This is a genomic window from Streptomyces davaonensis JCM 4913 (assembly GCF_000349325.1).
Classification (GTDB): Bacteria; Actinomycetota; Actinomycetes; order Streptomycetales; family Streptomycetaceae; genus Streptomyces; species Streptomyces davaonensis.
In genome coordinates, this window is sequence record NC_020504.1 from 2,834,415 (window position 1) to 2,853,912 (window position 19,498).

The following is a 19,498-nucleotide window of genomic DNA, read 5'->3' on the forward strand; positions in this document are numbered from 1 at the left end:
TACCGCCGACTTCGGAGAGGTGACACCGATCATGACCGTACGCGAGGTTGAGCACGAGATCACCATCGAGGCTCCGGCAGCCGAGGTGTACCGGCTCATCGCCGACGTGGAGAGCTGGCCACTGATCTTCCCGCCCTCCGTGCTCGTCGAGCGGGTGGAGCACACCGGGAACTCCGCGAACTCCGGGAACGAGGAGCGGATCCGGATCTGGGCCACCGCCAACGGCACCGCGAAGAACTGGACCTCCCGCCGGGTCCTGGACCCCGAGGCGCTGCGGATCACCTTCCGCCAGGAGGTGTCGGCGCCCCCGGTGGCAGCGATGGGCGGCACCTGGATCGCCGAGGCCCTGGAGCCGGGCCGCACCAGGCTGCGGCTGCTGCACGACTACCGCGCCGTGGACGACGACCCGGCCGGCCTGGAGTGGATCGACCAGGCGGTGGACCGCAACAGCCGCTCGGAACTTGCCGCGCTGAAGACCAACGTCGAACTGGCCACCGGCGCACCGGACCTGATGCTCTCCTTCGAGGACAGCGTCGAGATCAACGGCTCGGCCAAGGACGTGTACGACTTCATCAACGAGGCGAACCTCTGGAAGGACCGCCTGCCGCACGTCGCCAAGGTCGACCTGACCGAGGAGACGCCCGGCCTCCAGGTGCTGCGGATGGACACCCTGACCAAGGACGGATCGTCCCACACCACCGAGTCGGTCCGCGTGTGCTTCCCGCACCACCGCATCGTCTACAAGCAGACCACGCTGCCCGCCCTGATGGCCCTGCACACCGGGCGCTGGACCCTGGTCGAGGACGACCGGGGCGTCACCACCGCCACCTCCCAGCACACGGTGATCGTCAACACCGAGAACATCCACGCGATCCTGGGCGAGAGCGCGGGCGTCCCCGAGGCCCGCACCTTCCTGCGCAACGCGCTCGGCACCAACAGCCGCGCCACACTGGGCCACGCCAAGACCTACGCGGAAGCCAAGGCGCAACCGTGAGTGCGGTGTTGGAGGACCGCGCCGCGTTCCTGGAGTGGTTCGGCGAGCGGCGCGCGGCGAACACCTACCGCGTGACGCCGGTGCCGCTCGACTCGCTCGACGGCTGGCACTTCGACCCCGGCACCGGAAATCTCGGGCACCGCAGCGGCGGCTTCTTCACCGTGGAGGGGATCGAGGCGTCCCTGGGCGAGGATGTCGGCACCTGGACGCAGCCGATCATCATCCAGGACGAGATCGGCATCCTGGGGATCCTGGTCAAGCTGTTCGACGGCAAGCCGTACTTCCTGATGCAGGCGAAGATGGAGCCGGGCAATGTGAACACGCTCCAGCTCTCCCCGACGGTCCAGGCGACGCGCAGCAACTACACCCGCGTGCACCGCGGGAGCGCGGTCCCCTACCTGGAGTACTTCGTGGACCCCCGGCAGGGCCGACGGGTCTTCGACTCCCTCCAGTCCGAGCAGGGGTCGTGGTTCCTCGCCAAACGCAACCGGAACATGATCGTCGAGATCCCCGAGGAAGCCGAGGTCCCCGCACACGACAGCTTCCGCTGGGTGAGCCAGGACCTGCTCAAGGACCTGCTGCGGATCGACAACGTAGTCAACATGGACTCCAGGACAGTCCTGTCCGGCCTGCCGTTCCTCCACGGCGAACAGTCCGCCACCGGCGACGAACCGCACACGAAGGCGGAGATCCTCAGCTGGTTCACCGAGGCCCGCAGCAACCACGTACTGGAACGCCGCCGCATCCCCCTGAACCAGGTCAAGGGCTGGAGCCGGGGCCCGGAGCGCATCGAGCACGAGCGGGGAACCTTCTTCACCGTGCTCGGAGTCGAGGTGGAGGCGAGCAGCCGCGAGGTGGCCCGCTGGTCACAGCCGCTGTTGGCCCCGGTGGACCGAGGAGTGGTCGCGTTCCTGGCCCGCCGCACGAGCCCGGAGGCCGACTGGCAGGTGCTGGTCCACGCCCAGAGCGAGGCAGGAACCTCGGACGTGGTGGAGATGTCCCCCACGGTGAACTGCGTCCCCGCCAACTACACCCATCTGCCGCCCCAGCAACGCCCCCCGTTCCTGGACCACGTCCTCACCGCCCCGCCTTCCCGCATCCACTTCGACACGGTGCTCTCGGAGGAGGGCGGCCGCTTCCACCACGCGGAGAACCGCTACGTACTGGTCGAAGTCCCCGACGACTTCGGGGCCGCCGCCCAACTGCCCGACGACTACATCTGGATGACCCGCCGCCAACTGACCGGCTTCGTCCGCTACGGCAACCACGTCAACGTGGTCGCCCGCTCACTCCTCGCCTGCCTCATGGACTAGGGAGAACCCGGATGCCTTCCGTGGGCCTGGGCCTGCTCGGCTGCGCCGACATCGCGATCCGCAAGGTACTGCCCGCCCTGACCCCGGAGAGCGGGATGCGCCTGGTGGCCGTCGCCAGCCGCACCCCCGAGAAGGCCAAGGAGGCAGCCGCCCGCTTCAACACCCGAGCGGTGACCGGCTACCAGGAACTCCTGACGGACCCCGAGGTGGAGGCGGTGTACATCCCGCTCCCCCCGGCACTGCGCGCGCCGTGGATACGGGCAGCCCTGGACGCGGGCAAACACGTCTTCGCGGAAAAGCCCCTGACCACGAACGCGCAGGAAACAGCCGCCCTGGCGGCACGGGCGAGCGCCTCCGGCTTGACGCTGATGGAGAACTACATGTTCGTCCACCACGCCCAGCACGAGTACGTACGCACCCTGCTGTCCGAAGGCGCAATCGGCGAACTGCGCACGATGCAGGCGGCGTTCACGATCCCCCCACGCCCACCCACCGACCACCGCCTCGACACCGCCCTGGGCGGCGGAGCCCTGCTGGACGGCGCGGGCTACCCGATCAGGGCGGCGCAGTACTTCCTGGGCGACGACCTGACGGTGCTGGGTGCGAGCCTTCGCCGAAGCGCCCCCGATGCCGTGGACACAGCGGGCGCCGCACTGCTCCGCACCGCCACCGGAATCACCGCCCACATCACCTTCGGCATGGAGCACTTCTACGTCTCCCGCTACCAACTCCTGGGCACCAAGGGCCAGATAACAGTGGACCACGCCTTCACCACCCCGGCGGACCACCGCCCCGTGATCCGCATGGACCACCAGAACCACCAGGAGCAGCGCACCCTGACCCCGGACAACCAGTGCGCGAACACGCTCACCCGCTTCGCCACCGCCGTCCGCACCGGCACCCCCACGGACATCGCGACGAGCGTGGCGCAGAGCAGGATCGTCGAGGCGATCGGAAACGCGGCTGCTCGGTGAGATCATCGGGGTGGGCGGACCGGACCTCCTCTGCCCCTGTGTCCCATCCTCATGACAAGGCAGAGCCACTTGAACGACAAGGCGCCCCAGCAGCCGGACCCCCGATCCGCCATCTCCGAGCCCGAACTCGTGGGGTCCTCGCTGCCTCCGATGCCCCCGGTGCCGCCCGCGGCGCCCCTGCCCTGGGGCGCCGCCCCACCCGGCCGTAGACGCAGGCGTGCCTTCATAGTCGGCGCCGCCATCGCCGTACTCCTGGCCGGTGGCGGCATCGCCTGGTGGGCGTTGACCGGCGACGGCGACGCGCTGGACCACGTCGAGGTCTCGGGCGGCAGGCTCGTCAAGGACGACATCGACATGTACGAGGAGTGCGACGACACCGACGAGTACGGGTACAACGACTGTGACACGTACGGCGATTCAGCCCAGCCGACCTACGAGTTCGACTACAAGATCACCAATAAGGGCGACGAACCCGCCAACTACTCCGTCATCATCAACGGCTTCGACGAGGACGGCGAATTCGTCACCCAGACCTACATCGGTGCGACGCACCTGGACCCCGGCAAGAGCGACTCCGACAAGGGCCAGTTCGACGACTACCTCCCCCTCGAAGACGGCCACGAGTTGTCCGACATCAAGTCGGTGAAGGTCGGCTACGTCGACCGCACGGCCCTGGCCAACTGACCCCGGCGACCGCCCGTCACACCAGACGCCTGATCTCCCCACGCACTCGGTAGAAACCACCCGAGGCGGAGTGCAGCGCGTCCACCACATAGCGGGCCCCGGGCTGGCGGATCGCCCGCGGGAACTGGACGTTCCAACTCGGCTCGTAGCCGTCGGAGATCACCCGCACGCGCACCCGGCCGCCCTGCTCGAAGCACTCCACCACGACTCCACTCCCCGCCGCGGGAACAGCGCTGACCGTGGCGACGGAGTCGGCGGTGGTCAGCGGTGCGTACGTCGGCAGGGCGGCCGCCAGCTTGATGTCGGCGGCGACCGGGACGGTGCCCGACTGGGCGGCGTTGATCGCGGCCTCGCTCGCGTCGATGCAGGCGAGTGAGCCGTCGGTGGAGACGGTGTAGAGCCGTCCGTCGTGGTACTGCATGGAGAGCGCCGAGCCGCCGCCCGTGCCGAGCTTCCACAGCCGCGTGCCGTCGGCGGTGAAGCAGTAGACGGAGGAAGCGGAGTCGCCCGCGAAGACGTACCGCCCACCGGGGGACGTGGCGCACGAGTACACCGCGGCGTCGCACTGGTAGGAGGCTTCGACGAGGCCGGAGGACTTGGCGAGCCGCTGGACGACCCGCCGCCCCGTCCCGGCGTAGACCGCGTCCTCCTCCTGCCATCCGAAGAGCACATTGCCGCTGGTCGCGGTGTGCCAGAGCTGGCGGGTGCCGTCCGCCGCGTAGGCCGTCACACCGCTGCTGTGCCCGTGGTAGACGGCGCGGTCGTCGGCCCGCACCATCCATCCGTGCTCCCCGGACGAGTTGCGCGACCACTGGAGCTCGTCCTCGTGGTCGATGACCGTCAGTCCGCCGTCGCGGTCGGACACGTGCAGCACGCCCGCGTGGATGTCCAGCCAGAAGATGTCCACGTTGGCGGCGATGTCGTAGGCGGCGAACGGAACCTTGGCCGAAAGGTCGTACACCCGGCCGTCGTCGCAGCCCGCGTAGATCCAGAAGTCGTCCGCCACCAGGCACTTCACGCCGTCGGGCAGGGAGTAGTGCGCCAGCACTTCACCGTCGTGGCTCAGGTTGTAGACGCTGCCCTCCTGGTTGCCGACCCAGCAGCGGTCCTCGTCGACATGGATGCCGAACGCCGAGGCCCCCGTGCGGAATCGCCACAGCACCGGAGCGGTCGCCCGCGCTGTGGACGGGGCGGACGTCACCTGACGGCGCGTCACAGCCCGGGCGGCGCGCTGCCCTTGGACAGCGGGCGCGTACCCCTTCCGCACCTTCTCGGCGATCTTCTTCGCCGCCGCTGCCTGTGCCTTCTCGACCGTCGGGAAGCTGGAGCTCTGGCGCTGCCCGTCCACGCCGATCCGTCCGAACCGCACGGAGACGGTGGTGCCCTCGACGGTCACCTCGTAGAACTTGTGGGCGCTGCCGCTTTCCTGGGACAGCTCCAGATACGTCGTGTTCCCCGACTGTCGTACCTGCGCAGCGGACACAGCACACCCCTCACCAAGGCCCGGTCGGCCGCGGTGCGGCCGATCTCCAGTGACTCCAAACTAGCGGCCACCACTGACATCGACGTCCCGGGATCTGTCACGGGCCGCTTCTCAGGAGAGCCGGGCAAGCAACGCCCGTACCGCCCGCTGAAGTTGCTCGTCCTTCTCGATGCTCTGCCCCCAGTCGCGTTCTGCTGCCACGCGGCGAGCAGCACGTCGAGCACGGTGTCCGCTTCGGCCTCGCCGCCGATGTCCCAGATCGCGGCGGTGCAATGGACGCGCACCCACTCGTAGTTGTGGCCGAGCAGTTCCCGGAGGCGGGGCAGTGCGGTGCGGCGGGCGGCCCGATCCGGCCCAGTACGTCGGCGGCTCCGGAGGCCGTGGGCCAGGCGCTCTCGGCGAGGAGCTCGTACAGCAGAGGCAACACTTCCTCGGAGTCACCGCCGATGTCCCACAGCGCGGCGACGGCCGCCGTCCTGACGTGACCGTCGGAGGAGCGGATCAGGGGGCGGATCGCCGCCAGGGCCGAGGCCGCCGTGGCGCCGAACGCACCGAGTGCCTGGAGAACGGAGCGGCCAATGCCACCCGCCTCTCCGTCCCGCGCCAGCAGATCGACAAGCGTGGGAACGGCCGCCGGATCACCGAGCCGGACCAGCGCGATCACCAGCGCACCCGCGCTCATGCCGAACCCCCGAGACTCGTCCGCGGACGGCACTATGCCCGGCGGCACTGACATCGCCGGGGTGCGTGAACGCGGGCGATCGAGGTCAGCGACCCTTCTTCGCGGCAGGCTCCAGAATCGCCACGCACTCCACATGATGAGTCATCGGAAAGATGTCAGCCTGATCGGGTCACGGAAAAGCCCAGGTCAGAGCAGGTCCGTCGGCTTGTTGCCCCTCTTGCGGGCGCCCGGAGCGTCAAACGAGCGTCACGCCGGACCGGCCGTCCCTCCCTACATGGGGCGGAAGAAGCTGCCCCGAACAGCCCGCTCCGGCCGCCGACTCGCACATCGTGCCCCGTGGCCTCTCCGGCCGCCACAATGGAGTTGTGCCCTCCACCCCACAGCAGCCCGCGCCGAGGGACCTCTCTGGCGCGGACGCTGAGGACCTCGCGCTGTACGGGGAAAAGTTCCGGCGCCGTCTGCCCGTGTCGATGGACGAGCTGCAAGGGCCGGCTCACGGTGTCGTGGAACTGCCGCTGCACATGGGTTGGTCCGGGATGACTTCATACGACGTGGGCAAGCCACGCCAGCGCATGGGCCTGTACCGCACCGTCCTGCACGAGGGCCTGTGCGACGACCTGCCCCAATACCTCAACCAGGACCTGGTCCTCCAGCTGTGGCCGGTACTGCGCACCCTCGTCGGTTGCACCGTGCGCACCCGTGCGGGAGGACGCCTTCCCCCAGCTCGTCTCCCGCACCCGGGCAGCCGCGTGACGGACATGCCGGAGCTGCACACGCGGTGCCTGACGGATGTGATCGCGCTGGGTTCCCCGTATCCACTGATTCTCACCGGTTGATAGGCCGTGCGGACACACCGCCTCGTGAATCGCCCCAGCCAGGACCTCGACGTCGACACTGAGAACCCGACGCCAATGGCCGACACCGCCGCCACGCCCCGCGCCGGCCGGAAGCCTGCGGTTGGAAGGTGCACACGCTGGAGACCGCGGCTGGTGGCTGGCGGGCGCCGGGCTCGCGGCCTTCCACCCACACCGGCTGCCGGACCTCGCCTCACTGAAGGCTCCGCCGCTGGAGCGCGATTGAGCCCGCCAGAGGTTCCTTGACGCCGCCTGACGCTGCTTGAGGACAGAAGCTGACCGCAAGTCCTCCTACGGTCGTTCCATGACTGAGACGCAGAACATCCTTGTGACCGGAGCCACCGGAACCGTCGGCCTCCAGGTCGTCACCGAACTGCTCGCCCGCGGCCACCGGGTCCGCGCCCTCACCCGGGACGCGGCGAAAGCCGACTTCCCGGCCGACGTCGAGGTCGTGGAGGGCGACCTGACCTACCCCGACAGCCTGATCCCGGCCCTGGAGGGCGTCACCGGCCTCCACCTGATCACCTTCGGCGGCGCCTACTTCGCCCCGCTGGAGACGGGCCCGCGGATCCTGGAACTGGCCCGCGCGGCCGGCGTACGCCGGGTCACGGTGCTGCACGGTGGCGGGCCGTCACGGCTGGAGGACGCGGTGCGCGCGGACGACGGGGTGGACTGGACTGTACTCATGCCGGTCGAGTTCATGGCCAACGCGCTGGAATGGTCCGACGGCATCGTGAACCGGGGTGAGGTCAAGGAGCCGTTCGTCTCCCGGCTCAGCGCCATGGTGCACGAGGGCGACATCGGCGCCGTCGCCGCGGTCGCGCTCACGGAGGAGGGCCACGGCAGCCAGGAGTACGTCATCACCGGGCCCGAACTCCTCACGGTCGGCGACAAGGTGGCCGCCCTCGCCGCCGCCCGCGGCCAGGAGATCGCCCTGATCGAACTGACCGAGGAGCAGGCCGTGGAGCAATGGCGAGCGGCGGGCCGCCCGGAGGACGTGATCGGCTTCCTGCTCGAGGCCTACGGCAACACCCCCGAGATCGGCCGCACGGTCGTCGACACCGTGGAGAAGGTCACCGGCCGCCCGGCCCGCACCTTCGCCCAGTGGTCGGCGGAACACGCGGAGGCCTTCAAAGGCTGACCCCGCCCAACCTGCAGGCCGGTTCGCGGTGTTCGGGGGCGGTGTGGATCATTCGGTGAGGCCGCACCGCTTCCGGTGCGGCCCCGCTTCTTGATCTCAGGGGGATTGCATGACCGCACGTGACGCGGTGCCGGGGCTGGCCGCCAATCCGTCCGCGCCCGCCGACGTTCTCCTTCGGATCGTGCCGACCGAGCACGACTGGGATGTCGTCACCCGGCTCGTCTGGCGCAAGTCACTGCCCGCCGAGGTAGGGGAGGCGCTGCTCACCCACCCCGACCGCCGGGTGCGCGCCGCGCTGGCAGAGAGCTGGGGTTCCGACCCCGAGCTGCGGGCCAGGCTCCTGGACGGCCCGGACTCGGACGCCATCCTCGTCGCCTGCGGTCCGACCCCCTACCGTGCGACGGTCGCTCCCCTGCCGGACCGGGCGTACGAGCGACTGCTGAGCCACGAGCGGCCCCTGGTCCGGCACGAGACGGTCATGTCCGCCCACGTCCCGGTCCATGTGCTGGTGCCGCTGGCCGTCCACGAGGACCCGGTGTTCCGGCTGACCGCGTGCCGCCGCGTCTGGTCCGAACTCCCCGACGACGTGCGCGCAAGGCTCCTCGACGACCCGGACCGCGGGATCCGTCACGCCGCCGCGCTGCACGTCATGCACGAGGACGCCGAGCGCACCGCCTGGCTCGTCGAGACGCTCGACCACTGGCAGCTCGGGGACGTGCTGGAAACCGGCCTGCTCACCCGGGAGTTGGCCGAACGCATGATGGCCGACGACAGTCATCCGGCCCGACTCGCGCTCAACCCGACGTTCCCCGCAGACCTCGCGGCCCGACTGGCCCACCACGAGGATCCGCAGGTGCGGCTCGCCGTCTCCGCGCGCCCCGAGCTGACGGAGGATCAGCGGGCCGCGATCGACTGGACGGTGGCGCCCGAGGACCGGCTGGACGTGCTGAAGTGGGTGTAGTGCTCGCGCGAGGACGAGGACGTGCTGCGCCGCTGCGCGCACTCGGCGCACACCTGGCTGCGGCGCACCGCCGCGCTTTGCGAGAAACTGCCCGAGGACTGCGTGCAACTCCTCGCCGACGACGAGGACTTCGCCGTACGGCTGTTGCTCGCTGAATGGCGCCCGACAGCACCGCCGGAGCTGCTGTACGTCCTGTATCTGCACGGCACGCACCGTGCCGTCGGCATGCTCGTCTCCCGGCCGGGGTTTCCTTCGGCCGGGCAGGCGGCGCGCTGCGCAGACGCGGAGGATCCGAGGGAGCGCGCTCTCGCGCTGCGTGATCCGGCCGCCCCGCCGTCCCTGATCGAGCGCTCAGCCGGGACACGGACGCGGGCGTGCGCGGGGCGGCGGCCCACGATCCCCGGCTGGTCAAGTTGCTCGACGACCCGCAGGTGGGCAGTGCGGCAGCGGCCAACCCCTCGTTGCCCGTGACGGAGATGCGGGCCCTGCTCGACCGGGCGGGAGGTGCCAGAGCTGCCGGCCGACCGGTGAAAACCGTAGGCACACCTCAGCACGCGACCCAGGCTCCCTCCTTCGCCGACTGGAGGGCCGCATCGGTGAGATGGGCGGCGCGCGCTCCGTCCTGGAACAGGGGCAGGCCCTCTCGGTGCTCGCCCTTCACCGTGGCGTACGTGTCGGCGATGAAGGAGTTGAAGCAGTCCTGGAAACCCTGCGGGTGTCCGGCTGGTAGCGGCGAGTACGGCTTGGCTGCCTCGGTCAGGGTCATGGGGTCACGGACCAGGGCCTGGGAACCCTCGCGACCTCCGAGCCAGAGGCGTTCCGGGCTCTCCTGGTCGAAGGCGAGACTGCCCGTGGTGGCGGAGATCTCGAGGAAGAGCCGGTTCTTGCGGCCGGGGGCTACCTGGCTGACGGCGACCGAGCCGAGGGCGCCGGAGGCGGTGGCGAAGTGGATGGTGGCGAGGTCCTCGGTGAGGACGGGGCCGCTGGTCACCCGGTCGGCGACCACCACGGAGGTCTGGGCGCAGAGCTTGGTGATCCGCTCCCCCGTGACGAACTCGACCAGGTCGAACCAGTGGGATCCGATGTCACCGATGGTCCGGCCGGGGCCGCCCTTGGCGGGGTCCACGCGCCAGTTGTCGTCGGTCGACTTGAGCAGCCAGTCCTGCAGGTAGCTGCCCTGGATCAGGCTGATCCGGCCCAGGTCGGCCAGCCGGGCCCTGGCCTCACGGACCATCGCATGGAAGCGGTACACGAACGGCACGGCTGCAACCAGCCCGGCGTCACGGGCACGCTCGGCCATCAAGGCGGCCGTCGGCGCGTCGGTCGCCAGTGGCTTCTCGCAGATCACGGCCAGCCCCGCGTCCAGCGCCTTGAGCGCCAGAGGAGCGTGCAGGTGGTTGGGGGTGCAGACATGCACCACATCGACGAGCTCGGACTCGATGAGGTTCTCGGCCGACCCGAACGCTCGCTCGGCTCCGAAGAGTCGTCCCGCCTGGAGCGCTCTCTCCTCGTCCACATCCGCAACAGCCGCGAGCCGCGCTCCGGCCTGCCGAGCGGCCCGTGCGTGGATCTGGGCGATAAAGCCAGTTCCGATGATTCCAACTCGAACTTCCGATGATTCTCGTCGTATATCCAGCATGGTGTGGATGCTATGGACGACTTATGCTGCCAGTCAAGCAAAAGCTTCGTGCTCGGTATGCTTTTGTCCATCGGTGAGCGTCACGACGACGAGGGGATACGGAGTTGACCATCGAAGCGGCAGGTGCGGGCGCACTTCTGGCGATCCTGCGGCATGGCGAAGCCCTGACCCGTACTGAATTGATGCAGCTCACCGGTCTCGCCAGGTCCACGGTGTCCCAGCGGCTCGACGCCCTGCTCGACCATCGATGGATCATGCCGGCGGGTGACGCGATCTCCTCCGGAGGAAGGCCCGCCGTCGCGTTCACGTTCAACGCCGGGGCAAGAGTCGTGCTCGCCGCCGATCTCGGCGCCACGCACGCGCGGCTCGCCGTGACCGACCTGGCCACCCAGGTGCTGGCCGAGCGCAGCCAGGACATGGCGATCACCGAGGGCCCCGAGCGGGTCCTGGAGTGGCTTGTCCAGGAGTTCGAGAGCCTGTTGAGGGAGAGCGGGCACACGCTGTCCGACATTTGCGGAGTCGGCATCGGCCTGCCGGGACCGGTCGAGCACTCGACGGGCCAGCCCGTCAACCCGCCGATCATGCCCGGCTGGGACGGTTTCGACGTACCGGGCTGGCTCGAACCACGCCTCGGCGCCCCCGTCCTCGTCGACAATGACGTCAACATCATGGCGCTCGGCGAGCATTGGGCGGTCAGCCCCGAGATCGGGCACATGCTCTTCGTGAAGGTCGGCACTGGAATCGGCTGCGGCATCATCACCGAGCACCGCCTGCACCGCGGCGCCCAGGGAGCCGCAGGCGACATCGGGCACGTCCAGGTCACCACCGCGCCCGAGCGGGTCTGCCGGTGCGGCAACATTGGCTGCCTGGAAGCCGTCGCAGGGGGCGCGGCGATCGCCGAGCAGTTGCGTGCCGCCGGGCAGGACACGGCTGACAGCCGGGACGCGGTCGCCCTGGTCCGGTCCGGAAACCCCGCGGCGATCCAGATGATCCGCCAGGCCGGACGAGACATCGGTGAGGTCCTGGCGTCGCTGGTGAACTTCTTCAACCCCGGCGCGATCGTCATCGGCGGCGACCTGTCCGACGCCGGCGAGCATCTGCTGGCCGGCGTCCGTGAACTCATCTACAGCCGCTCCCTGCCCTTGGCCACCCAGCACCTCACGGTCCGCGTCCGCCAACTCGGCGACCGCGCCGGCGTCATAGGGGCGTCGGTCATGGTCCTGGAGCACGTCCTCAGCCCCACCGCGGTGGACCGCTCGGTCGCGGGTGCATAGCCCTGGATCGACACAGGTCTGGCCCCGCCGGCATGCGGCGGAGCCAGAACCTGCGGCCTACGTCTGGTCGGCGGTCAGGACGCGGCCTTGGTGAAGGTGAAATCGTCCACGTCGAACAGGCCGGACCCGCTGCCCGCGAAGGTCAGATACACGTCCGAGGTGCCTGCCGGGACGTTCGACAGGGTCGTCGACACCTCCCGGAACGTTGACCAGCCACCGGTGTTCGGCACGGCGACCGAACCCAGGACCGGACCGGTCGGGGAACCCGTCCGCACCTGGAGGGTGCCGCCCGGGCCACCGGACACGACCCGGGCGCGGAAGCCCGTCGCGCCGTTCACCGCGACCCCGTCGTATCGCGCCCAGTCCCCCGGATCGATGTAGCCCAGAGTCCGCCCGCCGTTCGCCCCGGCCTTGGTGTACGGCGACACTCCGCTCGCGGACGAATACGCCTCGGCCTGCACCGTGGTCGGGGACGCCGTAGTCAGGTCCTTGATCCGGATGTTGCGGAACGAGACGTCGTCACCGGTCCCGTGGTTCTGGAGGCCAATGTGGCCGGCCAGGGAGCGGGCGGGGTTGGTGTTCGTGTAGTCGTTGATCTTCGTGCCGTTGAGGAACACCTGGAGACGCTCGCCCTCGACGAGCAGCTCGAAGGTGTTCCACTCACCTGACGGGTTGAGCGCGGCGTCGCGGGCGGCGACATCCGGGCCCTTGAAGGAGTAGACGGCCCCGGTGGTCCGGTCCGGGGAATCGGTGGGATCGATCTGGACCTCGTAGCCGTTGTTCACAGCCGACCATGGGTCGTTGGACGGCGGGAAGCCCAGGAAGACGCCGGAGTTGTCGTCGCCGTCCGTCTTCCAGTCCAGCTTCAGCGAGTACGAGGTGTACTGCTTGGCGCTGTACCAGAACAGCCCCATGCCCCCTTGCGACTTCAAGGTGGCGTCGGAGTTGCTGAAGCTCCCGGCTCCGGCTTGCGACCACCCGGTGGTCGAGCCGTTGTACAGGGCCGTGTAGCCGGTTTCGGGGCGGCAGTCGGCGTTCGTGTCACCCGCCGCGTACCGGATGCCGCCCAGCAGGTGCTTGCGGAAGGCCGCGTCGGCGTAGGACTGCTCGGTGTGGCCCATGCCGGTGTACCAGGAGCGCCCGCCCTGGTAGGGCTTGCACCAGGTGATCGGATGGTCCCCCATCGCGTCGGACCCCGGGCTGTAGCTGGACTCGTCCAGCGAGGCCAGCACGTGCGCGGTGGAGCGGGTGTTGGTCTTGTAGTTGTACCACTCGTCGAACCTGCTCCAGGTCCCCGGCAGGTGCGCCGTGCTGGAATGCGAACGGTCCTCCACCTTGACCGCTGCCGTCTGCTGGTGCGGATGGCTCTTGAAGTAGGCGCCGACGAGACCGCCGTAGAACGGCCAGCCGTACTCGGTGTCGGCGGCTGCGTGCACCCCGACATAGCCGCCGCCCGCCTCGATGTAGGCCTCGAAGGCCGATCGCTGGGCGTCGGTGAACAGCCGGCTCGCGGGATCGTTGGTGACGGTCGTGGTGTTGAGGAACACGACGGCCTCGTATTGGGCCAGGTTGCCCGAGGTGAAGGCGCCCGCGTCCTCGGTGGCGGTGACGGTGAAGCCGTTCGCCGCACCCAGGTCCTTGATCGCCTGGAGGCCGGCGGTGATGGCCGAACCGTGCCGGAACCCAACGGTCTTGGAGAAGACCAGGACGTCGAAGTCGTCCGCCGCGGCGGCGGTCGGCGCGGCACTGACGCCGACGAGCGTGGTGAGCAGCGCCGCCGATGCGCTCAGGAATGCTCGGTATTTCACGTCAGGACCTTCCACTTCTGGTTCGCTCCGCCCCCGCAGGTCCAGAGCTGGGTGCGCGTGCCGTTGGCGGAGTTGACGCCCTCCACATCAAGGCACTTGCCGGAGTTGGGATTGACCAGCGAACCGTCGGCCCGCTGCTCCCACTTCTGCGCGACGGTGTCGTTGCATTGATACAGCTGCACCTTCGCCCCGTTGTCCTTCGAGGCCCCGCTCACGTCGAGGCACTTGCCCAGCGCGCGCAGCGTCTGGCCCTCGCGCTGCCAGGTCTGCGCCCCGGTGTTGTTGCAGTCGTAGATCTGCACCTCGGTGCCGTCCTCGGACTTGCCGCCCTCGACGTCCAGGCACTTGCCGCCGAGGCCGACGACCGGGCCCGCGGTGGTGAAGCTGAAGGAGTCGACGTCGAAGAGCTTGCCGGAGCCGCCGGAGAAGGTCAGGTACAGCGTGGTCGTCTCCGCGGCCGCGCCGGAGACAGTGCCGGTGACCGTCTTGAACGACTCCCAGCTGCCGGTGTTCGCAACCGCCGCCGAGCCCAGTACGGGTCCGGTGGGCGAGCCCGCCCGGATCTGCAGCGTGCCGCCGACACCGCCGGAGGAGACCCGGGCGGTGAACGACTTCACCTTCTCCAGACGGTAGGGCGCGAAGGAGATCCAGTCACCGTTGTCGATGTCGCCGACGGTCTGCCCGCCTTCCGCGGCGGTCTTGTCGTACGGCCTGACGCCCGAGGACTTGTCGTAGTGCTCGGCCTGCCGCTTGCGCAGCTGAGTGGTGACGCGCTTGCCGCCCGGGAGGGCCTTGCTGTCGGTGTACGCGGCGTCGAAGACGGGGAAGAGCCGCGCGGCGTCACCCTCGTTGGAGTCCTGCGCCTCGATCCATCCCGAGCAGCCCTTCGCCGAGGTCAGCTGGTGCGTGTGTGTGGTCGGAGGGGTGTCGTGCCGGACCAGGTTGGTCATCGAGGCCCGGTTGCAGTCGGGTGAGGAGCCGTCCTCGGCGTCGGTCGCGGTGAACTGGAACGGGATGATGTCGCCGTAGGAGACCAGCTGGCCGTCCAGCGGCTGGCTGACCGTGACCGTCGGCGGAGTGTTCCCGACCCCGATGACCACGTCGGCCGTCGCGGTGGCGCCGTTGGAATCGCGGACAGTCAGGGTCGCCTTGTAGGTGCCGTTGGCGGTGTAGGTGTGGGACGGGTTGGCCTCGGTCGAGGTCTGTCCGTCCCCGAACGCCCACGAGAAGCTGATCGCATCGCCGTCCGGATCCTTCGACCCGGCGGAGGAGAAGTTCACCGCGAGGGGTGCGTGCCCGTACTGGGGGTTCGCGGCGGCTTCGGCCACCGGGGCGTGGTTGCCGCCAGATCCGACGTAGTCGTACCGCAGCAGCCGGGAGTTCTCGTTCGGCTCGAAGTTCCCGCCGGTGCCGTAGTCCAGGACGTACAGGGCGCCGTCCGGGCCGAACTCGACGTCCATCACCTGGTTGACGTTGTCCGACGGGCTGTCCTTGAAGGTGCTGATCTCACCGACGCCGCCGCCGGAGGTGACATGGACGGCCTTGATCCAGCCGCGCGCGAACTCGCCGGCGAAGAAGTGCTCGCTGAGCGACTGCGGGAACTTGGTGGTCGAAGGGTTGCCCGCGTCGTAGCGGTAGACCGGGCCGGCCATCGGCGCTTCCCCGCCCCCGCCGAACTCCGGCGGGCTGCCGGCGTCGCCGCCGTAGCGGATCCAGGACGGCTTGGCCGGGGGGAGCTTCGCCAGGCCGGTGTTGTTCGGGGAGTTGTTGGTGGGGCCGTCGGCGCAGTCGTACTTCGGTCCGGTCGTGTTGGTCGCGAAGTTCCAGTCGTTGTATGTCTCGGCCGTGGTGTTGGTGCCGGTGCAGTAGGGCCAGCCGTAGTTGCCGGGGCTGGTGATCCGGTTGAACTCGACCTGGCCTGACGGGCCGCGGTTGGGGTCGGTGGGGCCGCCGTCGGGGCCGTAGTCGCCCACGTAGATCGCGCCGGTCTGCTTGTCGATGTTCATGCGGTACGGGTTCCGCAGGCCCATCGCGTAGATCTCGGGACGGGTCTTGGCCGTGCCGGGCGCGAAGAGGTTGCCCTGCGGGATCGAGTAACTGCCGTTGTCGTCGACCTTGATCCGGAGGATCTTGCCGCGCAGGTCATTGCTGTTGGCCGAGGTGCGCTGGGCGTCGTACGCCTCGCGGCCGGGCTGCTCGTCCAGCGGCGCGTAGCCGGTGGCGAACGGGTTGGTGTCGTCCCCGGTCGAGAGATACAGGTTGCCCGCGGAGTCGAAGTCGATGTCGCCGCCCACGTGGCAGCAGATGCCCCGGGTCGAGGCGACGTCGAGGATCTTGACCTCGCTCGTCATGTCGAGGGTGTAGTCGGACTTCAGCGTGAACCGGGACAGGCGGTTCACGTTCTCCGAGGCGGGCGCGTAGTAGAGGTAGATCCGCCGGTTCGAGGCGAACCCGGGGTCGACGCCGACGCCCTGGAGGCCTTCCTCGTCATGCGTGTAGACCGGAAGCGAGCCGATGACGCTGGTGTTGCCGCTCTTGTCGGTACGCCGCAGCTTTCCGTCCCGCGCGGTGTGCACGACCGAGAGGTCGGGCAGCACCTCCATCGCGATGGGCTCACCGAGCTCCCCGCCGCCCTTGGCGAGGGTGACCTCCGAGAAGTCCTCGGGAACGATGTCATGCGCGGCAGCGGGGGTGGAGAGCCCGGCAACCGCTGAGAGTGACGCGGCCATCAGCATCAACGACACCGTTGCCGCACGCCAGGGACGTGTTCTTCGAGACACGAAGTTGCCTTTCGACATTCGACACGCTCGCCGACCGCGTCGAGAGGCTGGATCATCCGCCCCTGCCGGCGTGCCACCCGCCGGCGTTCCGGGACGCGCCGCCACAGTGACAGGCCCCCTTTTGCGCGTCAAGTGTCTTAACTAAAGCCTTACTTGCATGCTCTTTTGCTTGACATCCGTCATAAGCGCTCGCATGATATCGACCAACAAAGGCGACTTACGCCCAAGTTGAAGTCGGCGTAGCCGCATCCGGACAGCCGCCCCGGGACCCCCAACCCGCCGTACCGACACCTCTGGCACGCCGAGCCGGTGTCCGTACGGTTGCCACCCTGCGGGTTGGGGCCCGGTGCGGCGCCAGGGCGCCATCAGGGCGCCCCCGCAAGACCCAGCAGCAGGTTCTTCACCTCCGTGGCCCGGACCTGGCCAGTGACGGCATGCCGGTCGGAGCAGAGGATGAGAGGGCCGTCCTCCGGGTCCTCGGGCAGCCGGCCGTGACTGCCGCGTACCGGCGAGGGATCGAGCGGTACCACCGCCATGCGGTAGCGCATGCCGAGCTTCTTGCGCGCCAGCGCGGTGGCGGCCTTGACCTTGACGTAGGGGTCGAGCGGGTCCATGAAGAGTTCGACCGGGTCGTAGCCGGGTTTGCGGTGGATCTCGACCAGGCGCGCGAAGTCTGGTGCGCGGTCGTCGTCGAGCCAGTAGTAGTACGTGAACCAGGCGTCCGGCTCCGCGATCGCCACCAGTTCCCCGGAGCGCGGGTGGTTCAGTCCCTGCGCCTTCTTGCCCTCGTCGTCGAGGAGTTGCCCGAGGCCGGGCAGTCCGTCGAGCGCGGCACGGGCCGCGTCCAGGTCCTCCGGGCGGCGCACATACACATGGGCGATCTGGTGGTCGGCGACCGCGAAGGCATGGGACGCCATCGGGTCCAGGTACTCCATGCCGTCCTGCGTGTGCACCTCCAGCAGGCCCGCGCGGCGCAGCGCCCGGTTGATGTCGACGGTGCGGGTGACGCGGGTGATGCCGTACTCGGACAGGGCGACGACGGTACGGCCCTCGGCGCGGGCGTCGTCCAGGAGCGGGGCCAGCGCGGTGTCCAGATCGGCGGCCGCTTTCAGGGAGCGTGGGTCGTCGGGGCCGAAGCGCTGCAGGTCGTAGTCCAGATGCGGCAGGTAACACAGGGTCAGGTCAGGACGCCGCGTGGCGTTGATGTGACGGGTGGCGTCGATGATCCACTGAGTGGAGACCAGGTCCGCACCCGGCCCCCAGAAGCGGAACAGCGGGAATGTGCCGAATTTGTCGGTCAGTTCGTCGTGCAGGGCGACCGGGCGGGTGTAACAGTCGGGTTCCTTGCGGCCGTCGGCGTAGTAGATCGGACGGGGGGTGACCGTGATGTCGGTGTCCGCGCCCATCGCGTACCACCAGCAGATATTGGCGACCGTATAGCCGGGGTGGGCACGGCGGGCCGCGTCCCAGAGTTTGTCTCCTTCGACCAGGCCGTTGTGCTGCCGCCACAGCAGCACCTCGCCCAGGTCGCGGAAGTACCAGCCGTTGCCCACGATGCCGTGCTCGGCGGGCAGGGTGCCGGTCAGGAACGTCGACTGCGCCGCACACGTAACCGCGGGCAACACCGTGCCGAGGGGCGCCTGGGAGCCGGTCTCAGCCAGCCTGCGCAGGTTCGGCATATGGTCGAGGAGACGGGGGGTGAGGCCGACGACGTCGAGCACGAGCAGGGGGGTGGGCCCGGTCATGGCAGCTCCTTGAGGCCGAGGTGGGTCAGCAGGTCGCGGGCGACGGCGAGTTCGGCGGCGATGCCCTCGATCAGGCCGACGCGGTCGACAGGCCGCAGGGAGGGCGGCAGCGCCTCCCAGGTGTAGGTCTCCACCTCCAGGTGGTGCGTGCGGGCGGCGGAGCCGCCGACGAGATGGGTGAGGCAGTCCCGCAGCACGGGCAGCGTGGAGGTCAGCGGCCTCGCGGGGACCGCGTGCAGGGGCACGTGGAAATGCGCACGCCAGGGTCCGGTGACCGGGAGGCCGCCGAGCCCGAGGGCCTCACCGAGGTCGTCGGTGCCGATCAGCCCCTCCGTCGTCCTCACCCGCGTCTGGTGCAGGAAACGGGGTTCGTCGAAGGCCCGCAGCGCCTCGCGAACCTCGGGCAGGTGCGGGTCCTGCGCGTGCAGGGCGGCGGAGAGCTGAGCCTTGACGACGGGGATGTCGGCGGACCAGAGGTTGCCTAGCGCGGTCGCCGGGTCCTGGAAGGACGTGGCGAGATGACAGGTGTCGACGCAGACACCGATCCGGTCGTGGCCTATGTCGAACAGTGGCCCGATGGCGTCGGCCGTCGTCTCCACGACACAGCCGGGCTCCGGTTCCAGGCCAATGCTGATCGACCGTCCGGTCGATCGCTCCATGGCATCAAGGTATTCGGCCAGGGAGAGGAGTGCGTTGTGCGCTGTGTGAGCCGACCTGCGGTCGTACGACGTCCGCCAGGCGAGGGGCAGAGTGGAGATGCTGCCTTCCCTGACGTCATCCGGCAGAAGCGCGGTGAGCAGGCGAGCCAGGTTGGCGGTGTAGCGGAGGCGTTCGGGTTCGGCCCAATCCGGCCTGTACACGCGGTACTTGACCTCCTGGGCGCCGAACCCCTCGTAGGGAAAGCCGTTGAGGGTGACGACCTCGAGGCGCCGCATTGCCAGCTCGGCGCGCAGGAGTCGCAGGGCGTCGGGATCACTGATGAGCGTGAACGCGGCGTCCTCGGCAAGCCACAGGCCAATGCCGAGGCGCTCCAGGCCGAGGCGGCGGCGGACCGGCTCGCAGTAGTCGCGGAGTTGGGCCAGGACACCCGCCAGAGTCTCGGCCGGGTGGACGTTGGTGCAGTACGCGAGATGGACGGTGGAGCCGTCCGGGTGCAGGAAGCGCAT

The 19,498-nt window shown here is 69.2% G+C and carries 15 protein-coding genes and 3 pseudogenes; 11 read left to right on the top strand and 7 right to left on the bottom strand.

The window, feature by feature from the left end:
• The first annotated feature begins 31 nt into the window (after positions 1 to 31).
• From BN159_RS12250 to BN159_RS12265, 4 genes are read left to right on the top strand one after another with little or no spacing between them, the layout of a single operon-like run.
• Positions 32 to 994 (top strand): aromatase/cyclase, encoded by a 963-nt coding sequence (locus BN159_RS12250; protein WP_015657291.1) that lies wholly within the window; start codon positions 32 to 34, stop codon positions 992 to 994.
• The gene (locus BN159_RS12255) at positions 991 to 2,307 is read left to right on the top strand and encodes an NDP-hexose 2,3-dehydratase family protein (protein WP_015657292.1); all 1,317 of its coding nucleotides are present in this window, start codon (positions 991 to 993) and stop codon (positions 2,305 to 2,307) included. The genes BN159_RS12250 and BN159_RS12255 overlap by 4 nt, the downstream gene beginning before the upstream one ends.
• A gap of 11 nt (positions 2,308 to 2,318) precedes the next feature.
• Entirely contained in the window at positions 2,319 to 3,281 is a 963-nt protein-coding gene (locus tag BN159_RS12260; RefSeq protein ID WP_015657293.1) for a Gfo/Idh/MocA family protein, read from the top strand.
• A 51-nt stretch (positions 3,282 to 3,332) separates the two neighbouring features.
• Positions 3,333 to 3,965 (top strand): hypothetical protein, encoded by a 633-nt coding sequence (locus BN159_RS12265; RefSeq protein WP_157901092.1) that lies wholly within the window; start codon positions 3,333 to 3,335, stop codon positions 3,963 to 3,965.
• 16 nt (positions 3,966 to 3,981) lie between these two features.
• Here the strand turns inward: BN159_RS12265 and BN159_RS12270 are convergent, their stop codons facing one another.
• On the bottom strand, positions 3,982 to 5,448 hold the full coding sequence (locus tag BN159_RS12270; protein WP_015657295.1) for a WGR domain-containing protein: 1,467 nt from the start codon (positions 5,446 to 5,448) through the stop codon (positions 3,982 to 3,984).
• 296 nt (positions 5,449 to 5,744) lie between these two features.
• Here BN159_RS12270 and BN159_RS47020 point away from each other — a divergent pair, with 296 nt between their 5' ends.
• The gene (locus tag BN159_RS47020) at positions 5,745 to 5,933 is read left to right on the top strand and encodes a hypothetical protein (protein WP_231905606.1); all 189 of its coding nucleotides are present in this window, start codon (positions 5,745 to 5,747) and stop codon (positions 5,931 to 5,933) included.
• On the opposite strand, the pseudogene BN159_RS47730 reads toward BN159_RS47020, so the two are convergent.
• Positions 5,864 to 6,265: pseudogene (locus tag BN159_RS47730) on the bottom strand (HEAT repeat domain-containing protein); the annotation flags it as partial. The gene BN159_RS47020 and the pseudogene BN159_RS47730 overlap by 70 nt on opposite strands.
• 230 nt (positions 6,266 to 6,495) lie before the next feature.
• Between BN159_RS47730 and BN159_RS47865 the strand changes: the two are divergent.
• From BN159_RS47865 to BN159_RS46410, 5 genes and pseudogenes are all read left to right on the top strand, one after another.
• Positions 6,496 to 6,883 (top strand): annotated as a pseudogene (locus tag BN159_RS47865) (hypothetical protein).
• A gap of 5 nt (positions 6,884 to 6,888) precedes the next feature.
• Positions 6,889 to 7,166 (top strand): annotated as a pseudogene (locus BN159_RS47545) (hypothetical protein); the annotation flags it as partial.
• A gap of 122 nt (positions 7,167 to 7,288) precedes the next feature.
• The gene (locus BN159_RS12285) at positions 7,289 to 8,125 is read left to right on the top strand and encodes an NAD(P)H-binding protein (protein WP_015657298.1); all 837 of its coding nucleotides are present in this window, start codon (positions 7,289 to 7,291) and stop codon (positions 8,123 to 8,125) included.
• A 109-nt stretch (positions 8,126 to 8,234) separates the two neighbouring features.
• Complete coding sequence (locus tag BN159_RS46405; protein WP_015657299.1) at positions 8,235 to 9,086, top strand: hypothetical protein; 852 nt, start codon at positions 8,235 to 8,237, stop codon at positions 9,084 to 9,086.
• 21 nt (positions 9,087 to 9,107) lie between these two features.
• Positions 9,108 to 9,557 carry a hypothetical protein gene (locus BN159_RS46410; protein ID WP_015657300.1) on the top strand — a complete coding sequence of 150 codons (450 nt, stop codon included), beginning with the start codon at positions 9,108 to 9,110 and terminating at the stop codon, positions 9,555 to 9,557.
• Between the two features lie 76 nt (positions 9,558 to 9,633).
• On the opposite strand, the gene BN159_RS12295 is transcribed toward BN159_RS46410, so the two are convergent.
• Entirely contained in the window at positions 9,634 to 10,725 is a 1,092-nt protein-coding gene (locus BN159_RS12295; RefSeq protein WP_078598785.1) for a Gfo/Idh/MocA family protein, read from the bottom strand.
• 104 nt (positions 10,726 to 10,829) lie between these two features.
• On the opposite strand from BN159_RS12295, the gene BN159_RS12300 reads away from it, so the two are divergent.
• Positions 10,830 to 11,999, top strand: a complete 1,170-nt coding sequence (locus BN159_RS12300; protein ID WP_015657302.1) for an ROK family protein — start codon at positions 10,830 to 10,832, stop codon at positions 11,997 to 11,999.
• Between the two features lie 74 nt (positions 12,000 to 12,073).
• On the opposite strand, the gene BN159_RS12305 is transcribed toward BN159_RS12300, so the two are convergent.
• From BN159_RS12305 to eboE, 4 genes are all read right to left on the bottom strand, one after another.
• Complete coding sequence (locus BN159_RS12305) at positions 12,074 to 13,807, bottom strand: ThuA domain-containing protein (RefSeq protein WP_041819148.1); 1,734 nt, start codon at positions 13,805 to 13,807, stop codon at positions 12,074 to 12,076.
• Positions 13,804 to 16,542 carry a PQQ-dependent sugar dehydrogenase gene (locus BN159_RS12310; protein WP_015657304.1) on the bottom strand — a complete coding sequence of 913 codons (2,739 nt, stop codon included), beginning with the start codon at positions 16,540 to 16,542 and terminating at the stop codon, positions 13,804 to 13,806. The genes BN159_RS12305 and BN159_RS12310 overlap by 4 nt, the downstream gene beginning before the upstream one ends.
• 410 nt (positions 16,543 to 16,952) lie before the next feature.
• On the bottom strand, positions 16,953 to 18,332 hold the full coding sequence (locus BN159_RS12315; protein ID WP_015657305.1) for a nucleotide pyrophosphatase/phosphodiesterase family protein: 1,380 nt from the start codon (positions 18,330 to 18,332) through the stop codon (positions 16,953 to 16,955).
• Entirely contained in the window at positions 18,329 to 19,498 is a 1,170-nt protein-coding gene (gene eboE / locus BN159_RS12320; protein WP_015657306.1) for a metabolite traffic protein EboE, read from the bottom strand. Before eboE ends, BN159_RS12315 begins: the two co-directional genes overlap by 4 nt.

What these genes read in the sequence shown, in the direction of transcription:
- BN159_RS12250 (WP_015657291.1), top strand. Translation starts at nt 32, where the DNA reads ATGACCGTACGCGAGGTTGAGCACGAGATCACCATCGAGGCTCCGGCA.
- BN159_RS12260 (WP_015657293.1), top strand. Translation starts at nt 2,319, where the DNA reads ATGCCTTCCGTGGGCCTGGGCCTGCTCGGCTGCGCCGACATCGCGATC.
- BN159_RS12265 (WP_157901092.1), top strand. Translation starts at nt 3,333, where the DNA reads ATGACAAGGCAGAGCCACTTGAACGACAAGGCGCCCCAGCAGCCGGAC.
- BN159_RS12285 (WP_015657298.1), top strand. Translation starts at nt 7,289, where the DNA reads ATGACTGAGACGCAGAACATCCTTGTGACCGGAGCCACCGGAACCGTC.
- BN159_RS46405 (WP_015657299.1), top strand. Translation starts at nt 8,235, where the DNA reads ATGACCGCACGTGACGCGGTGCCGGGGCTGGCCGCCAATCCGTCCGCG.
- BN159_RS12295 (WP_078598785.1), bottom strand. Translation starts at nt 10,725, where the DNA reads ATGCTGGATATACGACGAGAATCATCGGAAGTTCGAGTTGGAATCATC.
- BN159_RS12310 (WP_015657304.1), bottom strand. Translation starts at nt 16,542, where the DNA reads ATGCTGATGGCCGCGTCACTCTCAGCGGTTGCCGGGCTCTCCACCCCC.
- BN159_RS12315 (WP_015657305.1), bottom strand. Translation starts at nt 18,332, where the DNA reads ATGACCGGGCCCACCCCCCTGCTCGTGCTCGACGTCGTCGGCCTCACC.
- eboE (WP_015657306.1), bottom strand. Translation starts at nt 19,498, where the DNA reads ATGCGCTTCCTGCACCCGGACGGCTCCACCGTCCATCTCGCGTACTGC.